Source organism: Streptomyces sp. NPDC004629 (genome assembly GCF_042873595.1).
Classification (GTDB): Bacteria; Actinomycetota; Actinomycetes; order Streptomycetales; family Streptomycetaceae; genus Streptomyces.
Genome location: NZ_JBIALO010000001.1, coordinates 528,591 through 553,535, shown reverse-complemented (window position 1 = coordinate 553,535; position 24,945 = coordinate 528,591). Strand labels below are relative to the sequence as shown.

At 72.4% G+C, this 24,945-nt stretch carries 23 protein-coding genes and 1 pseudogene; 10 read left to right on the top strand and 14 right to left on the bottom strand.

What is annotated here, in order from left to right; translation table 11 throughout:
* Window positions 1-133: 133 nt before the first annotated feature.
* Window positions 134-775 carry a DUF6758 family protein gene (locus ACFYTE_RS02405; RefSeq protein ID WP_388703730.1) on the bottom strand — a complete coding sequence of 214 codons (642 nt, stop codon included), beginning with the start codon at window positions 773-775 and terminating at the stop codon, window positions 134-136.
* A 97-nt stretch (window positions 776-872) separates the two neighbouring features.
* On the opposite strand from ACFYTE_RS02405, the pseudogene ACFYTE_RS02400 reads away from it, so the two are divergent.
* Window positions 873-1,219, top strand: a pseudogene (locus ACFYTE_RS02400) (MFS transporter); the annotation flags it as partial.
* A 62-nt stretch (window positions 1,220-1,281) separates the two neighbouring features.
* Here the strand turns inward: ACFYTE_RS02400 and ACFYTE_RS02395 are convergent.
* Window positions 1,282-1,878, bottom strand: coding sequence for a suppressor of fused domain protein (locus ACFYTE_RS02395; RefSeq protein WP_388703727.1), 597 nt, complete (start codon window positions 1,876-1,878; stop codon window positions 1,282-1,284).
* 491 nt (window positions 1,879-2,369) lie between these two features.
* On the opposite strand from ACFYTE_RS02395, the gene ACFYTE_RS02390 reads away from it, so the two are divergent.
* Both ACFYTE_RS02390 and ACFYTE_RS02385 read left to right on the top strand, forming a co-directional pair.
* Complete coding sequence (locus ACFYTE_RS02390; protein WP_388703724.1) at window positions 2,370-3,503, top strand: magnesium and cobalt transport protein CorA; 1,134 nt, start codon at window positions 2,370-2,372, stop codon at window positions 3,501-3,503.
* A 65-nt stretch (window positions 3,504-3,568) separates the two neighbouring features.
* On the top strand, window positions 3,569-4,084 hold the full coding sequence (locus ACFYTE_RS02385) for a hypothetical protein (protein ID WP_388703721.1): 516 nt from the start codon (window positions 3,569-3,571) through the stop codon (window positions 4,082-4,084).
* A gap of 975 nt (window positions 4,085-5,059) precedes the next feature.
* Here the strand turns inward: ACFYTE_RS02385 and ACFYTE_RS02380 are convergent.
* Entirely contained in the window at window positions 5,060-6,553 is a 1,494-nt protein-coding gene (locus ACFYTE_RS02380) for an FAD-dependent monooxygenase (RefSeq protein WP_388704038.1), read from the bottom strand.
* 118 nt (window positions 6,554-6,671) lie between these two features.
* Between ACFYTE_RS02380 and ACFYTE_RS02375 the strand changes: the two genes are divergently transcribed.
* Window positions 6,672-7,313, top strand: a complete 642-nt coding sequence (locus ACFYTE_RS02375) for a TetR/AcrR family transcriptional regulator (RefSeq protein WP_388703718.1) — start codon at window positions 6,672-6,674, stop codon at window positions 7,311-7,313.
* Between the two features lie 46 nt (window positions 7,314-7,359).
* On the opposite strand, the gene ACFYTE_RS02370 is transcribed toward ACFYTE_RS02375, so the two are convergent.
* Window positions 7,360-8,115, bottom strand: a complete 756-nt coding sequence (locus tag ACFYTE_RS02370) for a hypothetical protein (protein ID WP_388703716.1) — start codon at window positions 8,113-8,115, stop codon at window positions 7,360-7,362.
* 237 nt (window positions 8,116-8,352) lie between these two features.
* Here ACFYTE_RS02370 and ACFYTE_RS02365 point away from each other — a divergent pair, with 237 nt between their 5' ends.
* From ACFYTE_RS02365 to ACFYTE_RS02355, 3 genes are read left to right on the top strand one after another with little or no spacing between them, the layout of a single operon-like run.
* A complete protein-coding gene (locus ACFYTE_RS02365; RefSeq protein WP_388703714.1) occupies window positions 8,353-9,678 on the top strand; it encodes a magnesium transporter MgtE N-terminal domain-containing protein in 1,326 nt (441 codons plus the stop codon).
* On the top strand, window positions 9,675-10,277 hold the full coding sequence (locus ACFYTE_RS02360; protein WP_388703711.1) for a DUF1003 domain-containing protein: 603 nt from the start codon (window positions 9,675-9,677) through the stop codon (window positions 10,275-10,277). Before ACFYTE_RS02365 ends, ACFYTE_RS02360 begins: the two co-directional genes overlap by 4 nt.
* Window positions 10,278-10,322: 45 nt before the next feature.
* Complete coding sequence (locus tag ACFYTE_RS02355; protein WP_388703708.1) at window positions 10,323-11,456, top strand: Mrp/NBP35 family ATP-binding protein; 1,134 nt, start codon at window positions 10,323-10,325, stop codon at window positions 11,454-11,456.
* Between the two features lie 155 nt (window positions 11,457-11,611).
* On the opposite strand, the gene ACFYTE_RS02350 is transcribed toward ACFYTE_RS02355, so the two are convergent.
* The 5 genes from ACFYTE_RS02350 to sigE all read right to left on the bottom strand — a co-directional run bounded on the left by ACFYTE_RS02350 (window position 11,612) and on the right by sigE (window position 17,025).
* Entirely contained in the window at window positions 11,612-12,283 is a 672-nt protein-coding gene (locus ACFYTE_RS02350) for a hypothetical protein (protein WP_388703705.1), read from the bottom strand.
* A gap of 250 nt (window positions 12,284-12,533) precedes the next feature.
* Window positions 12,534-12,986, bottom strand: coding sequence for a sec-independent translocase (locus ACFYTE_RS02345; protein WP_388703702.1), 453 nt, complete (start codon window positions 12,984-12,986; stop codon window positions 12,534-12,536).
* Between the two features lie 126 nt (window positions 12,987-13,112).
* Window positions 13,113-15,194, bottom strand: a complete 2,082-nt coding sequence (locus ACFYTE_RS02340; RefSeq protein ID WP_388703700.1) for a trypsin-like peptidase domain-containing protein — start codon at window positions 15,192-15,194, stop codon at window positions 13,113-13,115.
* A 134-nt stretch (window positions 15,195-15,328) separates the two neighbouring features.
* On the bottom strand, window positions 15,329-16,315 hold the full coding sequence (locus ACFYTE_RS02335; RefSeq protein WP_388703698.1) for an anti-sigma factor family protein: 987 nt from the start codon (window positions 16,313-16,315) through the stop codon (window positions 15,329-15,331).
* Window positions 16,312-17,025, bottom strand: coding sequence for an RNA polymerase sigma factor SigE (sigE, locus tag ACFYTE_RS02330; RefSeq protein ID WP_388703696.1), 714 nt, complete (start codon window positions 17,023-17,025; stop codon window positions 16,312-16,314). Before sigE ends, ACFYTE_RS02335 begins: the two co-directional genes overlap by 4 nt.
* A gap of 234 nt (window positions 17,026-17,259) precedes the next feature.
* Between sigE and ACFYTE_RS02325 the strand changes: the two genes are divergently transcribed.
* Window positions 17,260-17,958 carry an O-methyltransferase gene (locus ACFYTE_RS02325; RefSeq protein WP_351729594.1) on the top strand — a complete coding sequence of 233 codons (699 nt, stop codon included), beginning with the start codon at window positions 17,260-17,262 and terminating at the stop codon, window positions 17,956-17,958.
* Window positions 17,959-18,217: 259 nt separating this feature from the next.
* On the opposite strand, the gene ACFYTE_RS02320 is transcribed toward ACFYTE_RS02325, so the two are convergent.
* Window positions 18,218-18,385, bottom strand: a complete 168-nt coding sequence (locus ACFYTE_RS02320; protein ID WP_018544333.1) for a DUF3117 domain-containing protein — start codon at window positions 18,383-18,385, stop codon at window positions 18,218-18,220.
* A 372-nt stretch (window positions 18,386-18,757) separates the two neighbouring features.
* On the opposite strand from ACFYTE_RS02320, the gene ACFYTE_RS02315 reads away from it, so the two are divergent.
* Window positions 18,758-19,561, top strand: coding sequence for an enoyl-CoA hydratase/isomerase family protein (locus tag ACFYTE_RS02315; RefSeq protein ID WP_388703693.1), 804 nt, complete (start codon window positions 18,758-18,760; stop codon window positions 19,559-19,561).
* 412 nt (window positions 19,562-19,973) lie between these two features.
* Here ACFYTE_RS02315 and ACFYTE_RS02310 read toward each other — a convergent pair whose 3' ends face one another.
* Both ACFYTE_RS02310 and ACFYTE_RS02305 read right to left on the bottom strand, forming a co-directional pair.
* Window positions 19,974-20,564, bottom strand: a complete 591-nt coding sequence (locus ACFYTE_RS02310) for a DNA-3-methyladenine glycosylase I (RefSeq protein WP_388703691.1) — start codon at window positions 20,562-20,564, stop codon at window positions 19,974-19,976.
* Window positions 20,561-20,914, bottom strand: coding sequence for a DivIVA domain-containing protein (locus ACFYTE_RS02305; RefSeq protein WP_388703688.1), 354 nt, complete (start codon window positions 20,912-20,914; stop codon window positions 20,561-20,563). The genes ACFYTE_RS02310 and ACFYTE_RS02305 overlap by 4 nt, the downstream gene beginning before the upstream one ends.
* Window positions 20,915-21,068: 154 nt before the next feature.
* Between ACFYTE_RS02305 and folP the strand changes: the two genes are divergently transcribed.
* The gene (gene folP / locus ACFYTE_RS02300; RefSeq protein WP_388704035.1) at window positions 21,069-21,929 is read left to right on the top strand and encodes a dihydropteroate synthase; all 861 of its coding nucleotides are present in this window, start codon (window positions 21,069-21,071) and stop codon (window positions 21,927-21,929) included.
* A 931-nt stretch (window positions 21,930-22,860) separates the two neighbouring features.
* On the opposite strand, the gene ACFYTE_RS02295 is transcribed toward folP, so the two are convergent.
* Both ACFYTE_RS02295 and dapE read right to left on the bottom strand, forming a co-directional pair.
* Window positions 22,861-23,616, bottom strand: a complete 756-nt coding sequence (locus ACFYTE_RS02295; protein WP_388703686.1) for a TIGR00730 family Rossman fold protein — start codon at window positions 23,614-23,616, stop codon at window positions 22,861-22,863.
* A gap of 167 nt (window positions 23,617-23,783) precedes the next feature.
* The gene (dapE, locus tag ACFYTE_RS02290) at window positions 23,784-24,863 is read right to left on the bottom strand and encodes a succinyl-diaminopimelate desuccinylase (RefSeq protein WP_388703683.1); all 1,080 of its coding nucleotides are present in this window, start codon (window positions 24,861-24,863) and stop codon (window positions 23,784-23,786) included.
* Window positions 24,864-24,945 lie beyond the last annotated feature (82 nt).

Here is a 24,945-nt window from a genome sequence, read left to right as displayed (position 1 = left end):
GAAGGGACACCTAAGGATAACGGGCGTCCACGGGTGCGGTGTCACGGCCAGAGGACGCCTGCGCCCCCTACAGTTCCCGGCCTTCCCGCGGCATCCTCCGACCGTCGCCGCACGGCCGGCCCGCGGTCGGCACTCAGGGTTCAAGCAGCCGCGGCGACAGCGCTCCGCAGGGCACCAGGTCCAGCTCGGCGCCCGCGTCCCGCAGGTCCGTCAGCACCAGTTCGTCGTACATGAGCAGACCCGTCTGCTCCGGCCACACCACGGCCCACAGCCACAACCCGCGGGCCTCGCCCGCGAAGACCGCACGGTCGACCGGGGCGCCGGTGACATGCCAGAGCGGGGTCGGGCGACCGGCCGCCAGCACCTTGGCCTGGGGCGGCTTCTCGACGTTCATGTGCGGCCCCGGGTCGGGGCCGGCGATGCCCGCGTAGCGCGCGCCGAGGCCGACGCCCAGTTCCTCGGCGACCAGGATCAGCTCGCCCATGCCCCCGAGCGGGCCGGGCCCCGAGCAGGCCACCGCGGTCGCCCTGCCGCCGCTGCGGTCGTCGCCCGCGTAGGCCACCCCCGTGAACAGCCAGCCGACCGGCAGCGGCCAGGGCATCCACACCGGCACCTGCGTCCGATGGACGACCACGCTGAGGGCCTCGACGCTGGGCGGGATCACGGGCTGCAGCGGATGCACCGTCCCGTGCACATCGCACTGCCAGGAATCGGCGAAGAGTCCGGGAGCCCTGACCCGGCCACCGCACTTCGGGCAACTGGGTTCGCCCCTCATAGGGCCCCACGGTCCTACCCGCACACCGCCACGTCAAGGACGATCACCCGTCCGGACGGAATCCCCGCCCGCACCGCGCCCGGCAGCGGGCCACACGCTGCTCGCCGCGGACGTGCTGGTGCTCGTGCTCGGCTACGGCGACCACACCACGGCCCTCGTCTGCACCGTCCTGTCCGGCGCCTTCGTCGGCGTGAACAACACCGTCTGCACCGAACCGGCACCGGGCGTCTCCGACGCCCCGCAGACTGCGCCGCGGCGGCTCCCTGCTGCGCGCCGAAGATCGAGGAGTGGACCGACGACCGCATCCCGTTCGTGGTGGCGGCGGTCACCGCGCTGATCGGCGCGCTCGTGGTCGTCGTACGGCGGGCCGCGCTCACCGACGAGGCCGAGGAGCCGGAAACCCGGCAGGCCACCGAGGGCGGTGTGGGCGTTTTCGCCAACTGACCGGTTCCGGCCAGGGTTCGGTGAGATCGATCACGTCCGGGTCGCCCTCGGACCGGCTCGGATCAGCCGAGCTGCACGGATCCGCGGGCCGGGTCCCGCAGGTCCGTCCCGTTCGTCAGCCAGCGCTCCTGGAGGGCCTGGGCGCCGTGCACGCGCTTCCAGGCGGCCTCGTTCGGGGTCATCGGCAGCAGCGGCAGAAACCGTACGGGATCCATCGGCGCGTCCAGTTCCAGGTCCTCGACCAGTCCGCCCGGCTCGGCCACCAGGACCGAGCCGAAGGGCGCGCCGGGCCACAGCGGCTCCCCCACGTCGAGGGAGGCGCCCGGGGTCACCACCACGCCCTCCACCTGCGGCGAGGCGGCCAGCACGGCGAGCGGGCGGAGCACCTTGTCGGTGTCGGCGAGGCCGGCACGGACGGACAGGACCAACTCGGCGCGGGGACCCCGGACGGGGTCGGCGAGCATCGCCGTGGGCTCCGTCATGGGGTGTGCGGACATGCCGAGCGTGGCGTAGCGGACGACGGCTCCCTCGCGGTCGCGGTCCTGGAAGCGGAGCACCTCGATACGGTCCGTGCCGAGGAAGGTGACCGCCGCGCGCGCGTCCGGTTCGCCCAGCGCGCCGCACAACCGTGCTTCGACCAGAGGAAGAACATCAACCATGCGGCGAGCATAGAACTCGTCAGCAGCGGGCAAAGCGGCACCTTGACACCGCGGTCGGCTGATACTCTTGGCCGGTGGTTCGGGGCAGCACGCAGAAGCGTCGCATCGAGTCCCGACGCCTGTGAGACTCCCCTACGGGGGATGGACCGTCCCTTACGGGGGACCGGCTGGAGGAGGTGGGGCTGCCATGGATCGAAGTCGACCGTGCAGTACCACTCGCTCTTCCGGCTGTTGATGTAGCCGCTCCGGATCTGGCCTACCGCCACCTCTCGCGCTCGCGCCGTCGTACGCGCTTTCGGAAGAGCACTTCGTTCTGCCCTGCCTGATCTGTCTGATCTGAATCAGCAGCGAAGCTCGCCACCGCGACGGTGCGGTGCTCCCCGCTTTGTGGACGTGCCAAACATCCGCACACAGGACGTCCTCATTCCGGGTAGTTCCAGCCGTCATCGCGGCCCTTTCGCGCTTCGCCGCCCACCGCGAAGGAGCCCGCCATGTCGATGATTCGCGACCTGCGTGCCGTGGTCCGTCCCTCCCGCCCCTCCCTGCGCAAGAGCGCTCCGCGCCGGGACAGCGGGAGCTACGACACCACCCGCGACCCCTCGACCCCCTCGGCCGTCGTCGACTGCGCCGTCTACCGGGACGGCACCCGGATCGAGAGCGCCGAGCCGCTGACCCCGCACGAGGCGATGCGCCAGGTGCGGCGTGACGGGGGGTTCGTCTGGATCGGGCTGCACGAGCCCACGGAGGCCGAATTCTCCGGTATCGCAAGCGAGTTCGGGCTGCACCCGCTGGCCGTGGAGGACGCCGTGCAGGCGCACCAGCGGCCGAAGCTGGAGCGGTACGACGACTCGCTGTTCACCGTCTTCCGGACCGTCCACTACGTCGAGCACGACCAGCTCACCGCCACCAGCGAGGTCGTGGAGACCGGCGAGGTCATGTGCTTCACCGGGCGGGACTTCTTCATCACCGTCCGGCACGGCGGGCAGGGTTCGCTGCGGGCACTGCGGCACCGGCTGCAGGACGACCCGCAGTTGCTCGCCAAGGGGCCGTCGGCCGTGCTGCACGCGATCGCCGACCATGTCGTCGACGGGTATATCGCGGTCGCCGACGCCGTGCAGGACGACATCGACGAGGTGGAGACCGAGGTCTTCTCGCCGAGCCGCAAGGGCGGGGCGGGGCGCGGTGTGGACTCGGCGCGGATCTACCAGCTCAAGCGCGAGGTGCTGGAGTTCAAGCGCGCGGTCTCGCCCCTGCTGCGGCCCATGCAACTGCTGAGCGAGCGGCCGATGCGGCTGATCGATCCGGAGATCCAGAAGTACTTCCGGGACGTCGCCGACCATGTCGCCCGGGTCCAGGAGCAGGTAGTGGGCTTCGACGAACTGCTCAACTCCATCCTCCAGGCCAACCTGGCGCAGGCGTCGGTCGCGCAGAACGAGGACATGCGGAAGATCACGGCGTGGGCCGCGATCATCGCGGTGCCGACGATGGTGTGCGGCGTGTACGGCATGAACTTCCAGCACATGCCCGAGCTGAAGTGGAAGTACGGCTACCCGCTGATCATGGGCGTCACGGTGGCCCTGTGTCTGACCATCCACCGCACGCTCAAGCGCAACGGCTGGCTGTGACGGCGAGGACGGTCGGCGACCGGCGGTCGGCGGTCGGCGGCGGGGCGGCTGGTTAGGCTGGGCGCATGACAAGCGAGCTGCTCGACCGTGCCCTCGTCGAGGAGGCCACGAAGAAGTCCGGGCTCGTCTGGGTCCGCGGTGCCGGGGCGCCCGCCGCGCGTGCGCTGTGGCACGCGTGGCACGACGGTGCGGTGTGCCTGGTCGGCGACGGGCCCGGGGAACAGCCGCTGCCCGGGCTCGCCGACGGCGGCTCGGCCGAGGTGACCGTGCGCAGCAAGGACAAGGGCGGCCGGCTGGTCACCTGGACGGCGACGGTGTCCGAACTCCCGGCGGGGTCCGCGGAGTGGGAGGCCGCGGTGACCGAGCTGAAGGGCAAGCGGCTCAACGCGGCCGACGGCGAGGCCATGACGGGCCGTTGGTCCCGCGAGTGCCGGGTGCTCCGGCTGACGCCTACGGGGGCGACGGCGGCCCTCCCGGAGGGGCCGCTTGCCGCGCCTCCGCTGCCGACGTCCGCGACGACCCGCCGCCCGGTCCCGGCGGCCCTGCCGCGCCTCCTGGCAAAACGCAGAAAGCGAAGCTGACCCTTATCCACGGGCGCCGGGCGCATACGGCACCGTCGGCAACACCGCGGTGGCTGATCGCCACCCCGGCGAAAAGAGGGGGCAAGCCCCGTCGCTGGGCGCAGGGCGGCCGTCCCACGCACGCCCGACGGCCGGGCCCGCGCGTTGCCCTGCCGGGTACCACCGTCGTAGCCGATCACCACCACGACCGACCGCCGTCGCGGCGAGGAAGGGGCACGCCTGGTTCGGGGCCGCCGGGCGACGCCGTCGGGGCTGAGCGCCGGCGCGGAGGGAAGAAGGGGCGGGGCCCCGTCGCTGCCAATCCCGGCCGACGGCCATCGCGGCGAGGAAGGGGCACGCCTGGTCCGGCACCGCCCGACCACACCGTCAGGGCTGAGCACCGTCGCGGCGGGAAGGGGTGCGGCCCCGTCGCTGCGAATCGCGGCCGACGGCCATCGCGGCGGAGAAGGGGCACGCCTGGTCCGGCACCGCCCGACCACACCGTCAGGGCTGAGCACCGTCGCGGCGGGAAGGGGTGCGGCCCCGTCGCTGCGAATCGCAGCTGACGGCCATCGCGGCGGAGAAGGGGCACGCCTGGTCCGGCACCGCCCGACCACACCGTCAGGGCTGAGCACCGTCGCGGCGGGAAGGGGTGCGGCCCCGTCGCTGCGAATCCCGGCCGACGGCCGTCGCGGCGAGGAAGGGGCACGCCTGGTTCGGCGCCGCCGAGCACCGCCATCGTGGCTGGGCGGCGTCGCGGAGGGAAGAAGGAGCGGGGCCCCGTCGCTGGGAATCCCGGCCGACGGCCGCCGCGGCGAGGAAGGGGCACGTCTGGTTCGGGGCCGCCGGGCGACGCCGTCGGGGCTGAGCGTCGTCGCGGTGGGGAGAAGGGGCGGGCCCCGTCGCTGGGAGCGGGGCATCCGCCGGGCACCGCCGATCGGGGGCTGTCGTGGTGGCGGGAGTTCGGGTCGGTCGACGACGTGGTGCCGCTGGGGGTCAGGGGGACTTCGTGAGGTTGTCGGCGATTGTGGTGAGCAGGGAATCGGCGGGGGCGGCGGAGCCGTCCGTGGCCCAGCAGATATAGCCGTCGGGGCGGATGAGCAGGGCGGTGGCCGGGGCGTCGGGGCATGTGGCGCGGACGAGGTCGACCCGCGGCGGGAGCCGGAGGCCGGCCGGTACGGTCCCGCCGAGGTCGAGCAGGACGGCGTGCCCCGAGCCGAACAGCGTCGGCAGCCGGGTGGGGCCGTCCTCGGTGATCAGGTCGGCGTCCGGCATGCGCTGTCCGGTGAGCGGGTGATCGCCGGGCAGCGGGTAGCGCAGTGAGAGGCCGGACATCAGTCCCGCGAGGTGGCGGTTGGTGTCGGGCAGGCGCAGCAGGTCGATGACGATGTCGCGCAGCGCGGCCATGTCCTCGCTCGGGTCCGGGTCGGCCAGGACGCGCTGGGCCGACGTGTGGTGCAGGACCTGAGCCGCGACCGGATGCCGTTCGGCGTGGTAGCTGTCCAGCAGGCCGCTCGGCGCCCGGTCCTGGACGGCCGCGGCCAGTTTCCAGCCGAGGTTGAACGCGTCCTGTATGCCGAGGTTGAGCCCCTGTCCGCCGAGCGGCGGATGGATGTGCGCGGCGTCGCCGGCGAACAGGACGCGACCCGCGCGGTACTGCTCCAGTTGTCGGGTGGCGTCGCTGAACCGCGAGGAGTTGTCCACGCCGCCGAGGGTGGTGTCACGGCCGTAGACGACATGGAGCGCGGCGGTGATCTCCTCGTGGGTGACGGCGGTGTCGCGGTCGACGTCCGCCGGTTCCGCGTGCCCGAAGGTGAACCGGTACCGGTCGTCGCCGAGGGGGACCAGCATGGCCCAGTAGCCGCCCGCGTGACGGGTCAGCTCGCTCATGTGCCCCAACTGCCGCGGCACCAGCGGTGAAGCGGCGGTCAGGCGGATGTCGGCCAGCGCCGCCTGTTGTGTGCCGGGCCGGCCGGGAAAGGGCAGTCCGAGCAGTTTCCGCACCGTACTGTGGCCGCCGTCGCACGCCGCCAGGTAGTGGGCCCGCACCGCCCGGCCTGCCGCGGTCACGACCACACCGTCGCCGTCCTGCTCGACCCCTGAGACGGCGGCGCCGCGCAGCACCCGCGCGCCCGCGGCGATCGCCCGCGCTTCGAGCACCTTCTCGATCTCCCACTGGGGGATCGCGATCGGGTGGGGGTGCCTGGTCCGCCAGGGTGTGCAGTCCAGCGGGACGGGCAGGCCCGCGAAGTGGCCGCCCACCGGATCACGGGAAACGGCCCGTTTCAGCAATGGTTCCAGCAGTCCGCGCAGTTCCAGCATCTCCGCGGTACGGGGCTGGATCCCGCCGCCTTTCACCTGCTCGACGGTCCGGGGCAGCTTCTCCAGTACCAGGGTCTCGACCCCGGCCAGTGCCAGTTCGTACGCCAGCATCAGTCCGGTCGGGCCGGCGCCCGCGACGACGACCTCGGTCTCGTTCTCGGCCAACACCTTCACTTCCCCTTCGTCCTTCCTGCCGTCTCCCGCTTCGGATTAGTCTCCGCCTCGGAGTAAATGTATACCAGGTGCAGAAATATCCCTGGGGAAGAGATCTGTTACGGTGTGCGCCGTGGACGACAAGCCAGGGCTACGGGAGCGGAAGAAGCAGCGGACCCGCGCGGCGATCTCCGACGCGGCGATCACCCTGTTCCTCGAACACGGCTTCCAGCAGGTCTCGGTCGCCCAGGTGGCCGAGGCGGCCGAGGTGTCCAAGCGCACGCTCTTCGCCTACTTCCCGGCGAAGGAAGACCTCGTGGTGCATCTCCTCGCCGACCACGAGACCGAACTCGCCCGCGTCGTGCGGGCCCGTCAGCCCGGTACCGCTCCGCTGGCCGCGGTGCGCGAGCACTTCCTCAGGGGGCTGCGCGAGCGGGACCCGGTCACCGGGCTCAACGACCATCCCCAGGTGCTGCGGGTCACCCGGATGATCCTCGACACGCCCTCACTGGTGGCCCGGATGGAACGGTTCAGGACCGGCGCCGAACGCGGGCTCGCCCGAGCACTGCGGGAAACGGCGGACATCCCGGAGCTGACGGCGCGGTTGGCCGCCGTGCAGATCGTCGCGGTCCACTGGGCACTGGCACAGGACAACGCCGCACGCCTCGCGTACGGAGAGCCGGCCGACGCGCGCCTCACGGGCGCGGTGGCCGACGCGGAACACGCGTTCGCGCTGCTGGAGAACGGATTGCGGCACCTGCCGGGCGATCACTGAACCAGGAACGCCCGAGCCGCCGGCGCAGTCGCGGGCGGCCGGCCGCTCACGACGTCGGCAGTTGTCTGCCGTAGTCCACCGTCTCGTCCTTCGCCGGCCCGGCGACGGTGAAGTCCTTGCCCCAGTCGGAGAAGCGGAGCGTCCCCGCGTCGCCCGCGCGGGTCAGGCTGAGCGGGTACGGCCGGCCCTCCAGGGACACGTCGAGGCTGCCGCCTGCGCCCTTGTCGCCGGTGATGCGGATGGTGCGGACGCCGGACTGTTCGTGGTGGCCGGCGGTCGCCAGGGCGCCGTGCAGGGTCAGCAGCCCGTCGAGGAGCACGTCCTTGTCCGTGAAGCCGCTGAACTTCTTGTACGCGGGGTCGCCCTGCGGCACCTTCACATACTTGCCGCCCAGCTTCTCCACGGTCGCCGTCTCGCCGCCCTTCGCGCCGCCGCCGTCCGCATGGCTCCAGAAGTCCGCGTCGGCCTTCAGATACAGCTGCTCGCCGACCCGCAGCAGCCGGAAGGTCGCCCCCTGCGAGGTCACCGACCCGGTGCCGCCGTCGGCCTTCAGACGCATGTCGAGCTTGTACGTCCTCCCGCTGGTCACCACGGTCCCCGACAGCCGCACCGCGCGGGCAGAGTCCGCCGCCGCCCGGGTCTGGGACTGGATCTTGTCGGCGGGCAGCTTGCCCACCCCGTTGGTGCCCGCGTCCGGATCCTCGCTGCACCCCGTGAGCCCTGTCGCGCCCGTCACGGCCAGCGCGCACATCGCGGCCACCAACGCGGCCCGGCGGATACGGCCCTGCGCAATCACGGTCACAGGTGGGGCTGCCTTTCTGCTGGAGGCCAAGCGGCGTACGGCAGCGTACCGGGGCCGTCGGGCCTTGGCGGAGCCAGTCCGTCCGGACCGCTCACCAGGGCGTATCCGATCGGGACGGGCTAGCCTGAAGCCCACCGAGCGGGCAATTCGGAAAGGGGGACACGGCCGGACACGGAAGGCCGCGGCCGGCGGCCTGCCGTACGCAGAGGAAGCCAAGGAAACTGAGGAAGCACCGTCATGGCAGCCGGCGTCCCCCGGATCTTCGTCTCGCACCTGGCCGGGGTCCCCGTCTTCGACCCGAACGGCGACCAGGTGGGCCGTGTGCGGGATCTCGTCGTCATGCTGCGCGTCGGACGGCGTCCCCCGCGCCTGCTCGGCCTCGTCGTCGAACTGCCCACCCGGCGCCGCATCTTCCTGCCCATGACCCGGGTGACCAGCATCGAGTCCGGCCAGATCATCACCACCGGGGTGCTCAACGTCCGCCGCTTCGAGCAGCGGCCCACCGAACGCCTCGTCCTCGGGGAACTGCTCGACCGCCGCGTCACCCTGGCCGAGACCGGCGAGGAGGTCACCGTACTGGACGTGGCCGTGCAGCAGCTGCCTGCTCGTCGGGACTGGGAGGTCGACCGCGTCTTCGTGCGCAAGGGCAGGAAGGGCGGCGCATTCCGGCGGACCGGTGAGGAAAGGCGTATGGCCCTGCCCTGGAAAGGGGGCGGGCGACGGGCGGGCGAGACGCTGACCGTCGAGTGGTCTGCTGTCAGCGGGTTCTCGCTGGAGGAGCACGGGCAGGGCGCCGAGAGCCTGCTCGCCACCTTCGAGCAGCTGCGCCCCGCCGACCTCGCCAACGTGCTGCACCACCTGTCCGCCAAGCGGCGCGCCGAGGTCGCCGCCGCCCTCGACGACGACCGTCTCGCCGACGTCCTGGAGGAGCTGCCCGAGGACGACCAGATCGAGATCCTGGGCAAGCTGAAGGAGGAGCGGGCCGCCGACATCCTGGAGGCCATGGACCCGGACGACGCGGCCGACCTGCTCGGTGAGCTGCCCGAGCAGGACAAGGAACGGCTGCTGAGCCTGATGCAGCCCGGCGACGCGGCCGACATGCGGCGGCTGATGTCGTACGAGGAGCACACGGCCGGCGGGCTCATGACGACGGAGCCGATCGTGGTGCGGCCGGACGCCACCGTCGCCGACGCCCTCGCCCGCGTCCGCAACCGCGATCTGTCCCCGGCCCTGGCCGCCCAGGTCTACGTCTGCCGGCCGCCCGACGACACCCCGACCGGCAAATACCTGGGCACCGTGCACTTCCAGCGTCTGCTGCGCGACCCGCCGTACACCCTGTGCAGCTCGCTCGTCGACGACGATCTGCAGACCCTCGCCCCGGACGCCACGCTGCCGGTCGTCGCCGGGTTCTTCGCCACGTACGACATGGTCGCGGCGCCGGTCGTGGACGAGGCCGGGGCGCTGCTGGGCGCGGTGACCGTGGACGACGTCCTGGACCACATGCTGCCCGACGACTGGCGGGAGACGGAGTTCCATCTGGACGAGGGGACGAGCGCGCCATGACCCCCGAGCGCGAGGGCACCCGCGAGCGCAGCCCCGCCGGCGCCACCGCCGCCGCCCGGCCCCGCACCGCCCGTCTCGACCAGCCGGGCCAGCGCCGGCGGCGGCTGCTGCCGGAGTGGGACCCGGAGGCGTTCGGCCGGCTGTCGGAGAAGATCGCCCGCTTCCTCGGCACCGGACGCTTCATCGTCTGGATGACGGTCGTCATCGTGCTGTGGGTGCTGTGGAACATCGCTGCGCCGTCCTTCCTGCGCTTCGACCAGTACCCCTTCATCTTCCTGACGCTGATGCTCTCGCTCCAGGCCTCCTACGCCGCCCCGCTGATCCTGCTCGCGCAGAACCGGCAGGCCGACCGCGACCGCGTCAACCTGGAACAGGACCGCAAACAGAACGAGCGGTCCATCGCGGACACCGAGTATCTGACCCGCGAGATCGCCGCGCTGCGGATGGGCCTGGGCGAGGTGGCGACCCGGGACTGGATCCGCTCCGAACTTCAGGACCTCGTCAAGGACCTGGAGTCGCCGCGCCGCCGCGACGGGCAGGTCGTGGTCCCGGCGGAACAGCCGGAACGGCCGCCGGGACGTGACACGGACGACCGCTGACGGGGGCTTACCGGGGGCCCCACCGGGCGCCGTACCATCGACCTTATGGCTACGGAAGACGCGGTGCGCCAGGCACTGGCGACGGTGAACGACCCCGAGATCAACCGACCCATCACCGAACTGGGGATGGTCAAATCGGTGCAGATCAGCGCGGACGGAGCGGTCGCGGTCACCGTGTACCTGACGGTCTCCGGCTGCCCGATGCGCGACACGATCACCCAGCGCGTGACGGAGGCGGTCTCCCGCGTCGACGGCGTCACCCGCGTGGAGGTGACGCTCGACGTGATGAGCGACGAGCAGCGCAGGGAACTGGCGACGGCGCTGCGCGGCGGCCAGGCCGAGCGCGAGGTCCCGTTCGCCAAGCCGGGCAGCCTCACCCGGGTGTACGCGGTCGCGTCCGGCAAGGGAGGCGTCGGCAAGTCCTCGGTGACGGTGAACCTGGCCGCGGCGATGGCGGCCGACGGACTGAAGGTCGGTGTCGTCGACGCCGACATCTACGGCCACAGCGTGCCGCGCATGCTGGGCGCCGACGGCCGCCCCACCCAGGTCGAGAACATGATCATGCCGCCGTCCGCGCACGGCGTGAAGGTCATCTCCATCGGCATGTTCACCCCGGGCAACGCCCCGGTCGTCTGGCGCGGCCCGATGCTGCACCGCGCGCTCCAGCAGTTCCTCGCCGACGTGTACTGGGGCGACCTGGACGTCCTCCTCCTGGACCTCCCACCCGGCACCGGTGACATCGCGATCTCCGTCGCCCAGCTGATCCCGAACGCCGAGATCCTGGTCGTGACCACCCCGCAGCAGGCCGCGGCCGAGGTCGCCGAGCGCGCCGGCTCCATCGCCGTACAGACCCACCAGAAGATCGTCGGCGTGGTCGAGAACATGTCCGGGCTGCCCTGCCCGCACTGCGGCGAGATGGTCGACGTCTTCGGCACGGGCGGCGGCCAGGTGGTCGCCGAGGGCCTGACCCGCACGACCGGTACGACGGTGCCCGTGCTCGGCAACATTCCCATCGACGTCCGCCTGCGCGAGGGCGGCGACGAGGGCAAGCCGGTGGTCCTGAGCGACCCGGACTCCCCGGCGGGTTCGGCACTCCGCGCAATCGCCGGCAAACTGGGCGGCCGCCAACGAGGCCTGTCCGGCCTCTCCCTGGGAATCACCCCCCGCAACAAGTTCTGACCCCCACAGGCACACCAAGCCGTACCCCGCCACCGGCGCGGGGAACGGCGCGACCAGCCACAAACAACCCGCACACGCCGAACCAGCCGAACGCCCCCAAGAGAGGCGCTCAAAAGGGGCACGGGGAACTGCACAACCAGCGAAAGCGCCGCAGGCTACCCGTAGGTCGAGATGTCTTTGATCATGGCGAACCCAAGACCGTACGCGCTCATCCCCCGCCCATACGCCCCCAGGTGCACCCCCTCCTGCGTGGAGCCGGCGAGCACCCAGCCGAATTCCGACTCCTGGTAGTGGAAGGGTGCCGGCACGCCGTCCACGGGCAGCGACAGCGTCGACCACGCCGGACCGGACAGATCGTCGGCCAGGGCCCAGGCGATCTCCGTCTGCTGCTCCAGCCATTCGTCCCGCAGGGTGTGGTCCATGTGCCCGGGCCAGGTGAGTGACAGCAGCCCGACGCCGGCCAGCCACGCCGCCGAGGAGACCGACGTGGCCTCCAGCAGCCCGGTGCCGTCGGCACTGTGCCGGGACGGGTTCGCGGCGACGGTCACGACGACCGCGAACTTCTCCCGGGGCTCGCCCGCGGAGCCGGCCGCGTACTCGTTTCTGACGGAGGGTTCGTCGCCGTGCCCGATCGACCCGTGCTCGACGGCGCCGTCCGCCGCCGTACCGACCTGCATCAGCCAGCGCGGCCCCGTGAACGCCTCGTCGAGCCCGTACCACGGGAAGTGCGCCAGCAGATAGCCGTCGACCGTGCGCCGCGCGGAGGGGGCCGGCCGTCGGCCCGCCGCGGCCGATGGCTGCGTGACCGCTCCATTTGTCGTCTCCATGTGCCCCGACGCCTCCCTCGCTCTCGTCGGACCGGGACGGGGCCCGCCCCCCTTCGGGCGTACTCGTCCGGTCCGCACAACAACTCGGCAGCATATCCACACCGCCGCGGGCAGCAGGGAAACCGCCCGGTGCGTGGGTCGCGCGGCAGGCCGGTTCGCGTCGCGCGCCGCGTGCACGGGATATGAAACGCGTCACGTCCCGATGCGGGGTCGCATCGGGACGCGTGGCTGCGCGGGTCCGGCCGTACGGTCAGGTGGCGTCCGCGTCGAAGGGCGGACGGTCGTCCTTGCCGGGCTGCTCGGGCTTCTTGGTCATGTCGACCCGGCCGCCGGACTCACCGGAAGAAGACGAAGAGGGGGTCGAGGACGGTGCCTCGCTCTCCCGGCCGTGGACCGCGTCGGTGACCTCGGCCATCTCCTTCTTCAGGTCGAAGCCGTTGCGGATCTCCTTCAGACCGAGGTCGTCGTTGTCCAACTGCTTGCGGATGAACGTCTTGGGGTTGAGGTCCTCGAACTCGAAGTCCTTGAATTCCGGACCCAGTTCGTTGCGGATGTCCTGCTTGGCGCTCTCCGAGAACTCCCGGACCTTGCGGATGGTCCGCATCACGTCCTGAATGACTTTGGGGAGCTTGTCGGGACCGAAGACGAGCACGGCGAGGACAATGATCGTCACCAGCTCTAGCGGTCCTATGTCATTGAACACCTGAAGCTCCTTGCGATGTCCTCGGTCCTCGGCCCTCGGTTGTCTGTGGTGTTTCCGTGGTCCGGGCCGGGTCCACGGTACCCGGCGGACCTGTCCGACCGGTACTGCCCCGAGGTGAGGTTTCTGTCAGTTGTGGCCTGAGGAACCGAGCACCAACGAAACGTGTTTCTCTTCGCCGTCGCGTTCGACGGTGAGGTCCAGCAGGTCGCCGGGGCGCTGGGCGCGGGTCTTGACGATCAGTTCGTCGCCGGAGTGGACGCGTTGTCCGTCGATCTCGGTGATGATGTCACCGGGCCGGAGACCGGCCCGGTCTCCGGGGCCGCCCGTGGTGACGGCGGGGCCGCCGTCACCGCCCTTGGTGCCGATGCGGGCGCCGTCGCCGGTGTAGGCCATGTCGAGGGTGATCCCGATCACCGGGTGGGTCGCCCGGCCGTCGTTGATCAGCTCTTCGGCGACGCGTCTGGCCTGGTTGACCGGTATGGCGAAACCGAGGCCGATGGAACCGGACTGGCCGCCCTGGGTGTCGGAGCCGCTCTCGGCCGAACGGATGGCGGAGTTGATGCCGACGACCCTGGCCTGTGCGTCGAGGAGCGGGCCGCCGGAGTTGCCCGGGTTGATGGGCGCGTCGGTCTGCAGCGCGTCGACGTACGACACATCGCTGCCGTCCCCGCTCTCGCCGCCCGCCGTGATGGGCCGTTCCTTGGCGCTGATGATGCCGGAAGTGACGGTGTTGGAGAGGTCGAAGGGGGCGCCGATGGCGACGACGGGGTCGCCGACCTGGACGTTGTCGGAGTTACCGAGGGGCAGGGGCTTGAGTCCGTGTACGCCCTTGACCCGGACGACGGCCAGGTCGTAGCCGCTGTCCCGGCCGACGACCTGGGCCTTTGCGGTCTGGCCGCCGCTGAACGTCACCGTTATGTCGCCGCTCGCCCCGGCGGGCTCGACGACGTGGTTGTTGGTCAGGATGTGGCCGCGCGTGTCCAGGACGAAGCCGGTGCCGGTGCCCTGTTCGCTGCTGCCGGTCACATGCAGCGTGACGACGCTCGGCAGGGCGCGTGCGGCGATCCCGGCCACGCTGTCCGCGGGCCGGCCGGTGGGCTCCTTGCCCGCCTGCGGCAGATGGACGTCCGGCACTCCGCCGTTGCGCTCCAGGTGCACCCCCACGATGCCGCCGACGCCCCCGGAGACCAGGGCCAGCGCCAGGGCGCCCCCGATGAGCGCCTTGCGTGCCCGCCGACGCCGCTGCCCCTCGGTGGGGACGGCGGCGCCGTTCTGCTGGAGCGGAGCCGGCGCGGCCCAGGGGTCATAGCGCTGCCAGGGCCCGAGCGGCGGGACCGCGCCCGGCGCGCGATAGAGCGTCGAGTCCGGCTGCGGGGCCGTGCCCGGCGCGGGGTAGAGCGTTGGCTCCGGCTGCGGGGCCTTGCCCGGCGCGGGGTAGAACGTCGGGTCCGGCTGCGGGACCGCGCCCGGCGCTGGGTAGAGCGTCGGGTCCGGCTGCGGCGCATCCGCTCCGGCCGGCACGTCGTGCGGCACACCGGGCGCCGTCACCGGAGCCGGGAACGCCGTGCCATGCGCGGGCGGCGAAGCCGGGACCGGCATGCCGTCAGCAGACAGCGACCCAGAGACCCGGGCGCCATGGGCGGGCGGCGGAGCCGCGGCGGCAATCGCCCCACCATGGGCGGGCGGCGACGCCGGGACCGGCATGCCGTCAGCAGACAGCGACCCAGGGATCGCAGCGCCATGGGCGGGCAGCGGAACCGCGGCGGCAATCGCCCCGTCGTGCGCGGGCGGCGGGGAGGGGGGCGTCGTGCCGTGGGCGGGTGTCGTCGCCGGGTGCTGGACCGGCGGGGCCGGCGCCCAGGGACCGGGCTCACCGTACGGCGGTGTGCTGTACGGATCAGGATCGTGCAGGGGCTTGTCCCGCCCACCGGACTCCCCAGCCCCGGCAGCCCCGGCACCGACAGCGCCGGCGCCGATGTCAGCGCACGCACCCTCGCCACCGGCGTCCGCAGCACCCGAACCGGAACCGGCACCCGCAGCCCCGGCGCTCTCGGCGGCCGTGGCCGTGAGGTGCCTCGATGCAGGGCCGGCGTCGGCGTCGGCCGCGGTGGCCGGGCGGGCCAGTTCGAAGTCGCCTTCGCTCGCGGCGACCGGTGTCGGAGCGTCCTCCACGGCCTCCCCCGGCAAGACCGGCTTCCCCTCGTCCATGTTCTCCCCACAGCTGGCCACGGCCGGGCGCCCCGGCGGCTGACCGCGCATCGTCGACCCCGTGCCCGAAACGGTGCCGCGGGCACGGCCTCACAGGATTCAACCAGGTTCGCGGGCAGCCGCGCAGGAGCCGATCAGCGAGCGGGGCGCGCGGAGGATCCGGCGGCGGAGGGGAACGAGGAGGGCGGCGATGACGGGGAGGGAACGGGGGTCGAGTCGGGGACGGGTGCGGCGAGCACACCGGGCGGGGCCAGCCCGGGGGCGCTGGACCACGAGATCAGCGAGACCGGCGGGGTCGCGCCGAACGGACGTATCAACGGCGACACGGCGGCCGCACCGGCTTCCACCGGTGTGGTCAGCATGGGGGCGAGGGAATGCCCGGTGGCGGGGCCGTGCGCCCCGGGCTGCGACGGCGCGGACACCGAGGTCGTCGCGACCGGTGTCTCGCCCAGCAGCGTGCCCTGCATGAGCAGCGGCCCGACCGGGCGGCGGCGCTGGGCCTCGGACGTGCCGGCCGCTCCCGTGCCCGCCGTGCGCGTCGGCGTCACGCTGCCGGCGCCGCCACGGGCGTCCGCGGCGGTGTCGCGGGGAATGCCGGTGGTCACGCCGCCCAGCGCGACCGCGGCCAGCGACACCGCCCCGGCGGCGACGAACGCGAACCGCAATCCGCGGGAGGCATGCCGGTCGGCGGTGTCCGGGCGGCCGACGGGGTGGATACGGAAGCCGCGGTCCGCGTGCGGGCCCGGGGAGTGGGGGTGCGCGGGAACGTAGCCGAACTCGAACCGGTCCTCGCGCCCGGCTCCGAAGACACCGGGCGTGGAGCCGCCGGGGAGGCCGCCCTCCAGCGGCGAGCCGCCGTCCGGACCACCGCTGCCGGGCAGCCCCTGGAGGCGCGCGAGGAAGCTCTCGGAGGGCGGCGGGGGCGCCGACTCCGCGAAGACGTTCTTCAGCTGCCGCTGAGCGTCCGCCTCCGCCTTGCACCTGGCGCAGGTCGCCAGGTGGGCCAGAACCCGCTCACGCGCGTCATGACCTAGCTCCCCGTCCACCAGGGCGGAGAGCCGGTCTCCCAGATGCTCTTCTGCGAGGTGCCCCTGCGCAGGTTTCGGCCGTGATCCACTCACGCGGTCGCGCCCCCTCCCCCCAGTGCGGGAACGCGGGGCACGAAGGAGCGGCGCTCGGCGGCCCGTGCCTCGGGCGAGCGGTGCGCGAGGGCCTTGCGCAGCTGCGAGCGGCCACGGTGGATACGGGAGCGGACCGTGCCGAGCTTCACGCCGAGGGTCGCGGCGATCTCCTCGTACGACAGCCCTTCGATGTCACAGAGCACGACCGCGGCGCGGAACTCGGGCGCAAGGGTGTCGAGGGCCTGCTGCACGTCCGCGTCGAAGTGCGCGTCGTTGAAGATCTGCTGGGGTGTGGGCTCACGGCTGGGCAGCCGCTCGGCCGCGTCCTCTCCGAGCGCGTCGAAGCGGATGCGCTGCTTGCGCCGCACCATGTCCAGGAAGAGGTTCGTGGTGATGCGGTGCAGCCAGCCCTCGAACGTGCCGGGGGTGTAGGTCGACAGGGAGCGGAAGACGCGGACGAAGACCTCCTGGGTGAGGTCCTCGGCGTCGTGCTGGTTACCGGTGAGGCGGTAGGCCAGCCGGTAGACCCGGCCACTGTGCGTGCTGACGATCTCCTCCCACGTGGGCGGAGTCCACGCCTGCCCGTCCGCGTCGGTGGCGAAGGTCGCGGTCTGGGTTCCGCCTGCGGCGGTACCGGTGGCGTGGCTGTGGTCAGCGGTGTCGTTCACGGATTTCGGCCTGCCCGCCGACCCGAGGAAGCGCCGCAGCACTCCTCCCCGATCCTCGGGCGCAGCCGCACCTCCCCTGTCAGCTCTGGTGGTGTCCAGTGGAGCCCCTACCATAGCCACCTCGCCCGTTAGCTCCGGATAAGCGGTTTTACGAGAGTTTGATCTGGGCTGACACGGCTCGTGCGGCTGCGTCAGCACTTGCTCGTCGTCCTGATCCACCTCATACCCCCCGCCGAATCCCCCACTACTCGCTCATCCCCTTAAACGCGCGGTCCCATCTGCGGGTTCCCGGGCCCAACGGATACAGTCACGCCCAGGCAACCACGGGGACAGGAGAGGGTCATTACCGGCAACCGGCAGACGAGCTGGGCGTTCGCCGACGCCTTTGTCGCCGAGGACGACGCGCTGCGCTGGGCCCGCGACCGGGCCCGCGAGGCAGGGCTGCGCTCGGTGACGCCCAGCACGGGCGCCGCGCTGCGGATGCTCGCCGCCACCGTGGACGCCAAGGCGGTGGCGGAGATCGGCACCGGCTGCGGCGTGTCCGGCATGCACCTGCTGCACGGCATGCGGCCGGACGGCGTGCTGACCACCGTCGACCCGGAGCCCGAGCACCAGCAGTTCGCCCGTCAGGCGTTCCGGGCCTGCGGCTTCGCCAGCAACCGGGCCCGCTTCATCCCGGGCCGCGCGCTGGACGTGCTGCCCCGGCTCGCGGACGCGGGGTACGACCTCGTCTTCTGCGACGGCGACCGGCTGGAATACCTCGACTATCTAGCTGAATCGTTGCGCCTGCTACGGCCCGGTGGCCTGGTGGTCTTCGAGGGCGTCTTCGCCAACGGCCGCACCGTGGACTCGGGCCCGCAGCCCACCGAGGTGCTGCGGCTGCGGGAGCTGCTGCGCACGGTGCGGGAGAGCCCGGAGCTGATGCCGTCGCTGCTGCCGGTGGGCGACGGGCTGCTGTGCGCCGTGAAGCGGTGACCGAAGGCGTGCGCCGACCGCGGTGAGGTGGGCGCCGACCGCGGTGACCGGTGCGGGCAGCCGACCGCGGTGACCGGTGCGGGCAGCCGACCGCGGTGACCGGTGCGGCAGCCGGCCGCCGTGCACGGTCAGGCTGCCGCGTAGGTCCCGGAGCGCGCAGGCCCCGCTGCCGTGCCGGCGCGACCGTCCCCCCAGGAATGCGGCTGCCCCGGCACCGTATGCGTGCCGGGACAGCCGAAAGGTCATGGTCGCCAGCGCCTCAGACGACGACCTTCTTCAGGGCGTCGCCAAGCGCCTCGGCCTCGTCAGGGGTCAGCTCGACGACGAGCCGACCGCCGCCTTCGAGCGGAACGCGCATGACAATGCCCCGCCCCTCCTTGGTCACCTCGAGCGGGCCATCGCCCGTCCGCGGCTTCATGGCCGCCATGCTCGTTCCCCTTCCTGAAACCAGCTCATCGTCTGCCGACGTCCCCTGAAGGGGCACGCGCGGTCCGTGCGAGACCCGCGGCACCGGCATCGAACACATTGCTTCCAAGCCATTATCCCGCATCTCAGGACCCGATGACCAACATCGGTCGGCATCGCTTGAGCAACGCGCGCGAGCAAAACCACTCAATTCGGCGATGTGGCTGCGATACTGCGCTGCCACACCGACGCCCCCCGGCCGGATCCCGGCGGAAATTGTTTGACGCAGGTCACACCCCGGGTCCGGCACCGGGCGGAGATCTCCGCCATGCTGTCCCGAGACAACGACGTACTGAGCGGTACGTCAGGGCCGAAACACCGGAGGGGATGCCCCATGGCCGACACCGTGCTCTACGAGGTGAGCGACGGACTCGCGACGATCACGCTGAACCGCCCCGAGGCGATGAACGCGCTGAACATCGCGACCAAGGTCGCCCTCCGGGACGCGGCGCGGGCCGCGGCCGACGACGCCGCCGTACGGGCCGTGCTGCTGACCGCGGCCGGGGACCGGGCGTTCTGCGTGGGCCAGGACCTCAAGGAGCACATCGGGCTGCTGGCCGCCGACCGGGAGGCGGGGTCGGGGCAGACGATGAGCACGGTGCGGGAGCATTACAACCCGATCGTGCGGGCCCTGGCCGGCGCCCCCAAGCCGGTCGTCGCCGCCGTGAACGGGGTCGCGGCCGGGGCCGGTCTCGGTTTCGCGCTCGCGGCGGACTACCGGGTGGTGGCCGAGACGGCGTCCTTCAACACCTCGTTCGCGGGGGTCGCGCTGACCGCCGACTCCGGGATCTCCTGGACGCTGCCCCGGGTCGTCGGCCCCGGCCGCGCCGCCGACCTGCTGCTCTTCCCGCGCAGCGTCAAGGCACCGGAGGCGTACGAGCTGGGCATCGCCAACCGGGTGGTGCCCGCGGACCGGCTGCGGGCCGAGGCCGAGCAGGTCGCCCGTGCGCTCGCCGAGGGGCCGACGGTGGCGTACGCGGCGATCAAGGAGGCGGTGGCGTACGGGCTCACCCACTCCCTCGACGAGACGCTGGACAAGGAGGACGAGCTGCAGACCCGGGCGGGCCGGTCCGAGGACCACGCCATCGCCGTGCAGGCGTTCGTGAACAAGGAGAAGCCTCGGTATCTGGGCCGCTAGGCGCTCCGCTGGATGGGCGGGGGTGGCGCGTCGGTCGGCTGCGGCGCCGTCGTGGCTGGTCGCGCCCGCGCGGCGGAGCCGCAGATCGACACAGCCGGGCCGGGGTGCTGCGTCGGTCGGCTGCGGCGGCGTCGTGGCTGGTCGCGCAGTTCCTCGCGCCCCTTCGGGGACTTCGCCGGACCGGCTTCGTGCTCTGCCCGAAGGGCCGGGGTGCTGCGTCGGTCGGCTGCGGCGGCGTCGTGGCTGGTCGCGCAGTTCCTCGCGCCCCTTCAGGGACTTCGCCGGGCCTGCTTGGTTGTGCTCTGCCGGGAGGGTCGGGGTGCTGCGTCGGTCGGCTGCGGCATCGTCGGGGCTGGTCGCGCCCGCGTGGTGGAGCCGCATATCGATACAGCCCCGCGCCCCTTCGGGGCGCTCAGGCCCCGGTGGTGCGGCTGGTGCAGCGCTCCAGGTGGTCGTTGACCAGGCCGCAGGCCTGCATCAGGGCGTACGCCGTTGTGGGGCCGATGAAGCGCAGGCCGCGCTTCTTCAGGTCCTTCGACAGGGCCGTCGACTCCGGGCTGACCGGAGGGACGTCGGAGAGGGTCTTCGGGGTCGGGCGGGCGGCCGCATCCGGGGCGTACGACCAGATCAGGGCGTCCAGCTCGCCCGGGGACCAGTCGACGAGCACACGCGCGTTGGCGAGGGTCGCGTCGATCTTGGCGCGGTTGCGGATGATGCCGGGGTCGGCGAGGAGGCGTTCACGGTCCTCGTCGGTGAAGGCCGCGACCTTCTGGATGCTGAAGTCGGCGAAGGCGGCCCGGAAGCCCGTGCGGCGGCGCAGGATGGTGATCCAGGACAGGCCGGACTGGAACGCCTCCAGGCTGAGCCGCTCGTACAGGGCGTCGTCGCCGTGGACCGGGCGGCCCCACTCCTCGTCGTGATACGTCACGTAGTCCTCGGTGGACAGGGCCCAGGGGCAGCGCAGCGCGCCGTCGGGGCCGGCCAGGACGGTGCCGTCGGTCACTGCTGGTCCTCCGGGTGTGCGGGCTTGTCCAGCCGGACGTGCGCGGCGGACTGGGCTCCGGCCAGGGCGGACTCCAGGTCGGTGATACGGGCGTCCCGCTCCGCGAGTTCGGCGGCGACGCGGCTGAGGGCGTCGTCCACGTCCGCCATGCGGTAGCCGCGGGCGGACAGCGGGAAGCGGAGTCGCTCCACGTCCGCGCGGCCCACCGGGCGGTCCGGGGGCAGCGGGTCGTGCAGCCTCTCCGGGGCCGCCTCCGGCAGCGGGCCGCTCTCGCCGCCGCCCACCACGGCGAGCGTCACCGCGGCGACCACCACGGCGAGCGCGACGACCAGGAACAAGAACATAACCATCGCCGGCTCCCCACGTTCGGTGTGCTCGGTGCACCCGATGTGCTCGGTGTCGAAAGTGTCAGGGTCCGATCGTGCCATGCGAGTCTGACAGTTAGGGTCACAGGCGGCTGTGCAGCGGGAAGTACCGGGGATGGATGAGAAGAGGTCACAGGGGATGCTCAGGCTGGGCAGGCGGGAATTCGGGCCGCACGAACCGGTGATCATGGCGATCGTGAACCGGACCCCGGACTCCTTCTACGACCAGGGGGCCACGTTCGGGGACGAGCCGGCGCTCGCACGCGTCGAGCAGGCCGTGGCCGAGGGCGCGGCGATCGTCGACGTCGGTGGGGTCAAGGCCGGGCCCGGGCAGGAGGTCACCGCGGAGGAGGAGGCGCGGCGGACCGTGGGGTTCGTGGCGGAGGTACGGCGCCGGTATCCGGACGTGGTCATCAGTGTGGACACCTGGCGGGCCGACGTCGCAGAGGCCGTGTGCGAGGCCGGGGCGGACCTGCTGAACGACGCGTGGGGCGGAGTGGATCCGCGGCTGGCGGAGGTCGCCGCGCGGCACGGGGTGGGGCTGGTGTGCACCCACGCCGGCGCGGCGCGGCCCCGGACCCGGCCGCACCGGGTGGCGTACGACGATGTCATGGCCGACATCCTGCGGGTGACCCTAGGGCTGGCCGAGCGGGCGGTGGCGCTGGGGGTGCCCAGGGAGTCGGTGCTGATCGATCCGGGGCACGACTTCGGGAAGAACACCCGGCACAGTCTGGAGGCGACGCGGCGGCTGGACGAGATGGTGGCGACCGGGTGGCCGGTGCTGGTGTCGCTGTCCAACAAGGACTTCGTCGGGGAGACGCTGGACCGGCCGGTGAAGGAACGGGTGCTGGGTACGTTGGCGACGACCGCGGTGTCCGCGTGGCTGGGGGCACAGGTGTACCGGGTGCACGAGGTGGCCGAGACCCGGCAGGTGCTGGACATGGTGGCGTCCATCGCGGGCCACCGCCCACCCGCGGTGGCCCGAAGGGGCCTGGCATGACCCACCGCCACCGACCGACGCGGGCGTCGACGGCTTGCGGACGGTTGCCGGGAGGCTGAGCGGGCCCTCGGGTGGTCGGGGGCTGCACCGGGGGTGATCGACCCACTCCGACGGGCGCGCCGGCCCCTCGGCGAGGTGAACGGGCCTCTCGGACGGGCGGGGCAACTCCCCGGTCCGGCAGACGGGACGCAGCCGAACGGCTCGGGCGCCGGGTGACCGGGAGATGGGAACCGCCCCGGCCGCTGCCGGGCGGTCGCCCCGGGCGCCGCGCCGCCGACCGACGCGGGCGTCGACCCCGGCAGGACCGCCACGACCGGCGTCCCGCCGAAAGCCACGACGCCCCACCAGCCATGACGGCCGCCCCGACCCGACACCCGCCCGAGCCCGACGCCCCGCAGGGCGTCACTGCCGGCCGAGCATGACGTCTCACACGGCATGGCTCTCGACCGCGTACAACGCCCGGCCAGGCAGGGCTGACGGCCGGGAAGAACACACCGCAGGGCATGGCTCCTCGGCCGCGCACGACGCCCCGCCGGGTGTGGCGGTCAGCCGACCACGACAGCCAGCCACACACAACGCCCGCCCAGCACACCGCTCAGCCAGACCCGACGCCCTCGCACTGGCATGGCACTGGACCCGGCACGGCACCCAACCGGGCACTGCCCGCCGCCAGGCAGGCACCAGAGCGCCAGCGCGGCGTGTCGCGAACTCGCCGGGCTGACGGCCGGGCCCGACGCCCCGCCCGGCATGGCTGCCGGCCAGGCGTCAAGCTCCGCTGGGTCTGACGGCCCGGCGCGATGTCTCGTCAGGGACACTCACCGCCGGACACGACGCCCCGCCTCGGCACCGCACTCCTACCGGCACAGCTGTCAGCCGGGCAGAGCCTTTGGCGAGGTGGGGTGGGGCTTTGCGGGTGGTGGGGGGTGCTGGGTCAGCGGGCTGCTTCCTTGGAGACCAGGGCCACCGCTTCCTCCACGTCGTCCGTGACATGGAACAGGAGCAGGTCCTTCTCCGCCGCCTTGCCCTGGGCCACCAGGGTGTTCTCCAGCCAGGAGACCAGGCCGCCCCAGTACGCGCTGCCGAACAGGACGATGGGGAAGCGGGTGACCTTCTGGGTCTGAACGAGGGTCAGGGCCTCGAAGAGTTCGTCGAGGGTGCCGAGGCCGCCGGGCAGGACCACGAAGCCCTGGGCGTACTTGACGAACATCATCTTGCGGACGAAGAAGTAGCGGAAGTTCAGGCCGATGTCGACGTAGGGGTTCAGCCCCTGTTCGAAGGGCAGTTCGATGCCGAGGCCCACCGAGACACCGCCCGCCTCGCAGGCGCCCTTGTTGGCCGCCTCCATGGCGCCCGGTCCGCCGCCGGTGATCACCGCCCAGCCCGCCTGCACCAGCCCCCGGCCGAGCCGCACTCCGGCGTCGTACTCGAACGACTCGGCCGCCGTACGCGCCGAGCCGAACACGCTGATGGCGGGCGGCAGTTCGGCCAGGGTGCCGAAGCCCTCGATGAACTCGGACTGGATCCGCAGCACCCGCCAGGGGTCGGTGTGCACCCAGTCCGAGGGGCCGCCCGCGTCCAGCAGGCGCTGGTCCGTGGTGCTCGCCGTGACCTGGCCGCGGCGGCGGAGGACCGGCCCGAGGCGCTGCTCCTCCGGCTGCTTCGTGCCCTCCGGGTTCCCAGTGGCCATGTGCGCTCCCTCAGATTGCGGACTTTCCACCTCAGCGTAGATCGGCGCGGGTTACACGCGGGGGACCTGCGCATGTCCGCCGTCGAGCGCCGCGCCCTCACCCCGGCCGTCCGACCCGGCCATGGCATCGGTCATGCCCTCGGTCGCGCCCTCAGACATGCCATCGGTCATGCCGTCAGCCACGCCCGCAGACGGGCCTCCCCCGCCAGAATCTTCCCTGTTTCCACCCTTTCGTCCCTTTTGTGGGCCAAGTGCGGATTTCCCGGGCCGTAGTTGACCGCGGGGATGCCCAGCGCCGAGAACCGCGACACGTCCGTCCAGCCGTACTTGGGCCGCGGCTCGCCGCCCACCGCCTCGATGAAGGCCGCCGCCGCGGGGTGGGACAGCCCCGGAAGCGCGCCCCCGCTGTGGTCGTCGACCACGAACTCCGCCACGCCGCAGTTTGCGAAGACCTCCCGGACGTGCGCGAGCGCCTCCTCCTCCGTGCGGTCGGGCGCGTAGCGGAAGTTCACGGTGACGACGCACTCGTCGGGGATGACGTTGCCCGCCACGCCGCCGCCGATGCCCACCGCGTTCATGCCCTCGCGGTACTCCAGGCCGTCGATCACCGGGCGGCGCGGCTCGTAGGACGCGAGCCGGGCGAGGATCGGGGCCGCCGCGTGGATCGCGTTGGCGCCCATCCAACTGCGCGCCGAGTGGGCCCGCTCGCCCGCCGTCCTGAGCAGCACGCGCAGCGTGCCCTGGCAGCCGCCCTCGACCTCGCCGTCGGAGGGCTCCAGCAGCACCGCGAAGTCGCCGCGCAGCCACTCCGGGTGGGCCTCGGCCACGTGCTTGAGGCCGTTGAGGTCGGCCTGGACCTCCTCGTTGTCGTAGAAGACGAACGTCAGATCGCGGTTGGGAGCCGGGACGGTGGCCGCGATGCGCAACTGCACGGCGACGCCCGACTTCATGTCGCAGGTGCCGCAGCCCCACAGGACGCCGTCGGCGTCGAGCCGCGAGGGCACGTTGCCGGCGATCGGGACCGTGTCGATGTGGCCGGCCAGGATGACCCGCTCCGGGCGGCCCAGGTCCGTCCGGGCGACCACGTTGTTGCCGTACCGGTCCACCGTCAGGTGCGGCAGGGCGCGCAGGGCGGCCTCGATCGCGTCCGCGAGCGGCTTCTCCGTGCCGCTCTCCGAGGGGAAGTCGACGAGTTGCGCGGTGAGCGCGGCGGCGTCCAGCGTGAGGTCAAGCGAGGTGTCGGCCATGGTCCCGACCCTAACGCGCCGCCACGCGCGGGATGTCGCGCACCGGCACGCCGCACCCGGCACGGGGGCCTCAGTGGCCTCC

Bases quoted from the DNA above. Each gene is read 5' to 3' on its own strand.
- ACFYTE_RS02405 (WP_388703730.1), bottom strand. From the start codon at position 775: ATGAGGGGCGAACCCAGTTGCCCGAAGTGCGGTGGCCGGGTCAGGGCT.
- ACFYTE_RS02395 (WP_388703727.1), bottom strand. From the start codon at position 1,878: ATGGTTGATGTTCTTCCTCTGGTCGAAGCACGGTTGTGCGGCGCGCTG.
- ACFYTE_RS02390 (WP_388703724.1), top strand. From the start codon at position 2,370: ATGTCGATGATTCGCGACCTGCGTGCCGTGGTCCGTCCCTCCCGCCCC.
- ACFYTE_RS02385 (WP_388703721.1), top strand. From the start codon at position 3,569: ATGACAAGCGAGCTGCTCGACCGTGCCCTCGTCGAGGAGGCCACGAAG.
- ACFYTE_RS02365 (WP_388703714.1), top strand. From the start codon at position 8,353: ATGGCAGCCGGCGTCCCCCGGATCTTCGTCTCGCACCTGGCCGGGGTC.
- ACFYTE_RS02360 (WP_388703711.1), top strand. From the start codon at position 9,675: ATGACCCCCGAGCGCGAGGGCACCCGCGAGCGCAGCCCCGCCGGCGCC.
- ACFYTE_RS02355 (WP_388703708.1), top strand. From the start codon at position 10,323: ATGGCTACGGAAGACGCGGTGCGCCAGGCACTGGCGACGGTGAACGAC.
- ACFYTE_RS02350 (WP_388703705.1), bottom strand. From the start codon at position 12,283: ATGGAGACGACAAATGGAGCGGTCACGCAGCCATCGGCCGCGGCGGGC.
- ACFYTE_RS02340 (WP_388703700.1), bottom strand. From the start codon at position 15,194: ATGGACGAGGGGAAGCCGGTCTTGCCGGGGGAGGCCGTGGAGGACGCT.
- ACFYTE_RS02320 (WP_018544333.1), bottom strand. From the start codon at position 18,385: ATGGCGGCCATGAAGCCGCGGACGGGCGATGGCCCGCTCGAGGTGACC.
- ACFYTE_RS02315 (WP_388703693.1), top strand. From the start codon at position 18,758: ATGGCCGACACCGTGCTCTACGAGGTGAGCGACGGACTCGCGACGATC.
- ACFYTE_RS02305 (WP_388703688.1), bottom strand. From the start codon at position 20,914: ATGGTTATGTTCTTGTTCCTGGTCGTCGCGCTCGCCGTGGTGGTCGCC.
- folP (WP_388704035.1), top strand. From the start codon at position 21,069: ATGCTCAGGCTGGGCAGGCGGGAATTCGGGCCGCACGAACCGGTGATC.
- ACFYTE_RS02295 (WP_388703686.1), bottom strand. From the start codon at position 23,616: ATGGCCACTGGGAACCCGGAGGGCACGAAGCAGCCGGAGGAGCAGCGC.
- dapE (WP_388703683.1), bottom strand. From the start codon at position 24,863: ATGGCCGACACCTCGCTTGACCTCACGCTGGACGCCGCCGCGCTCACC.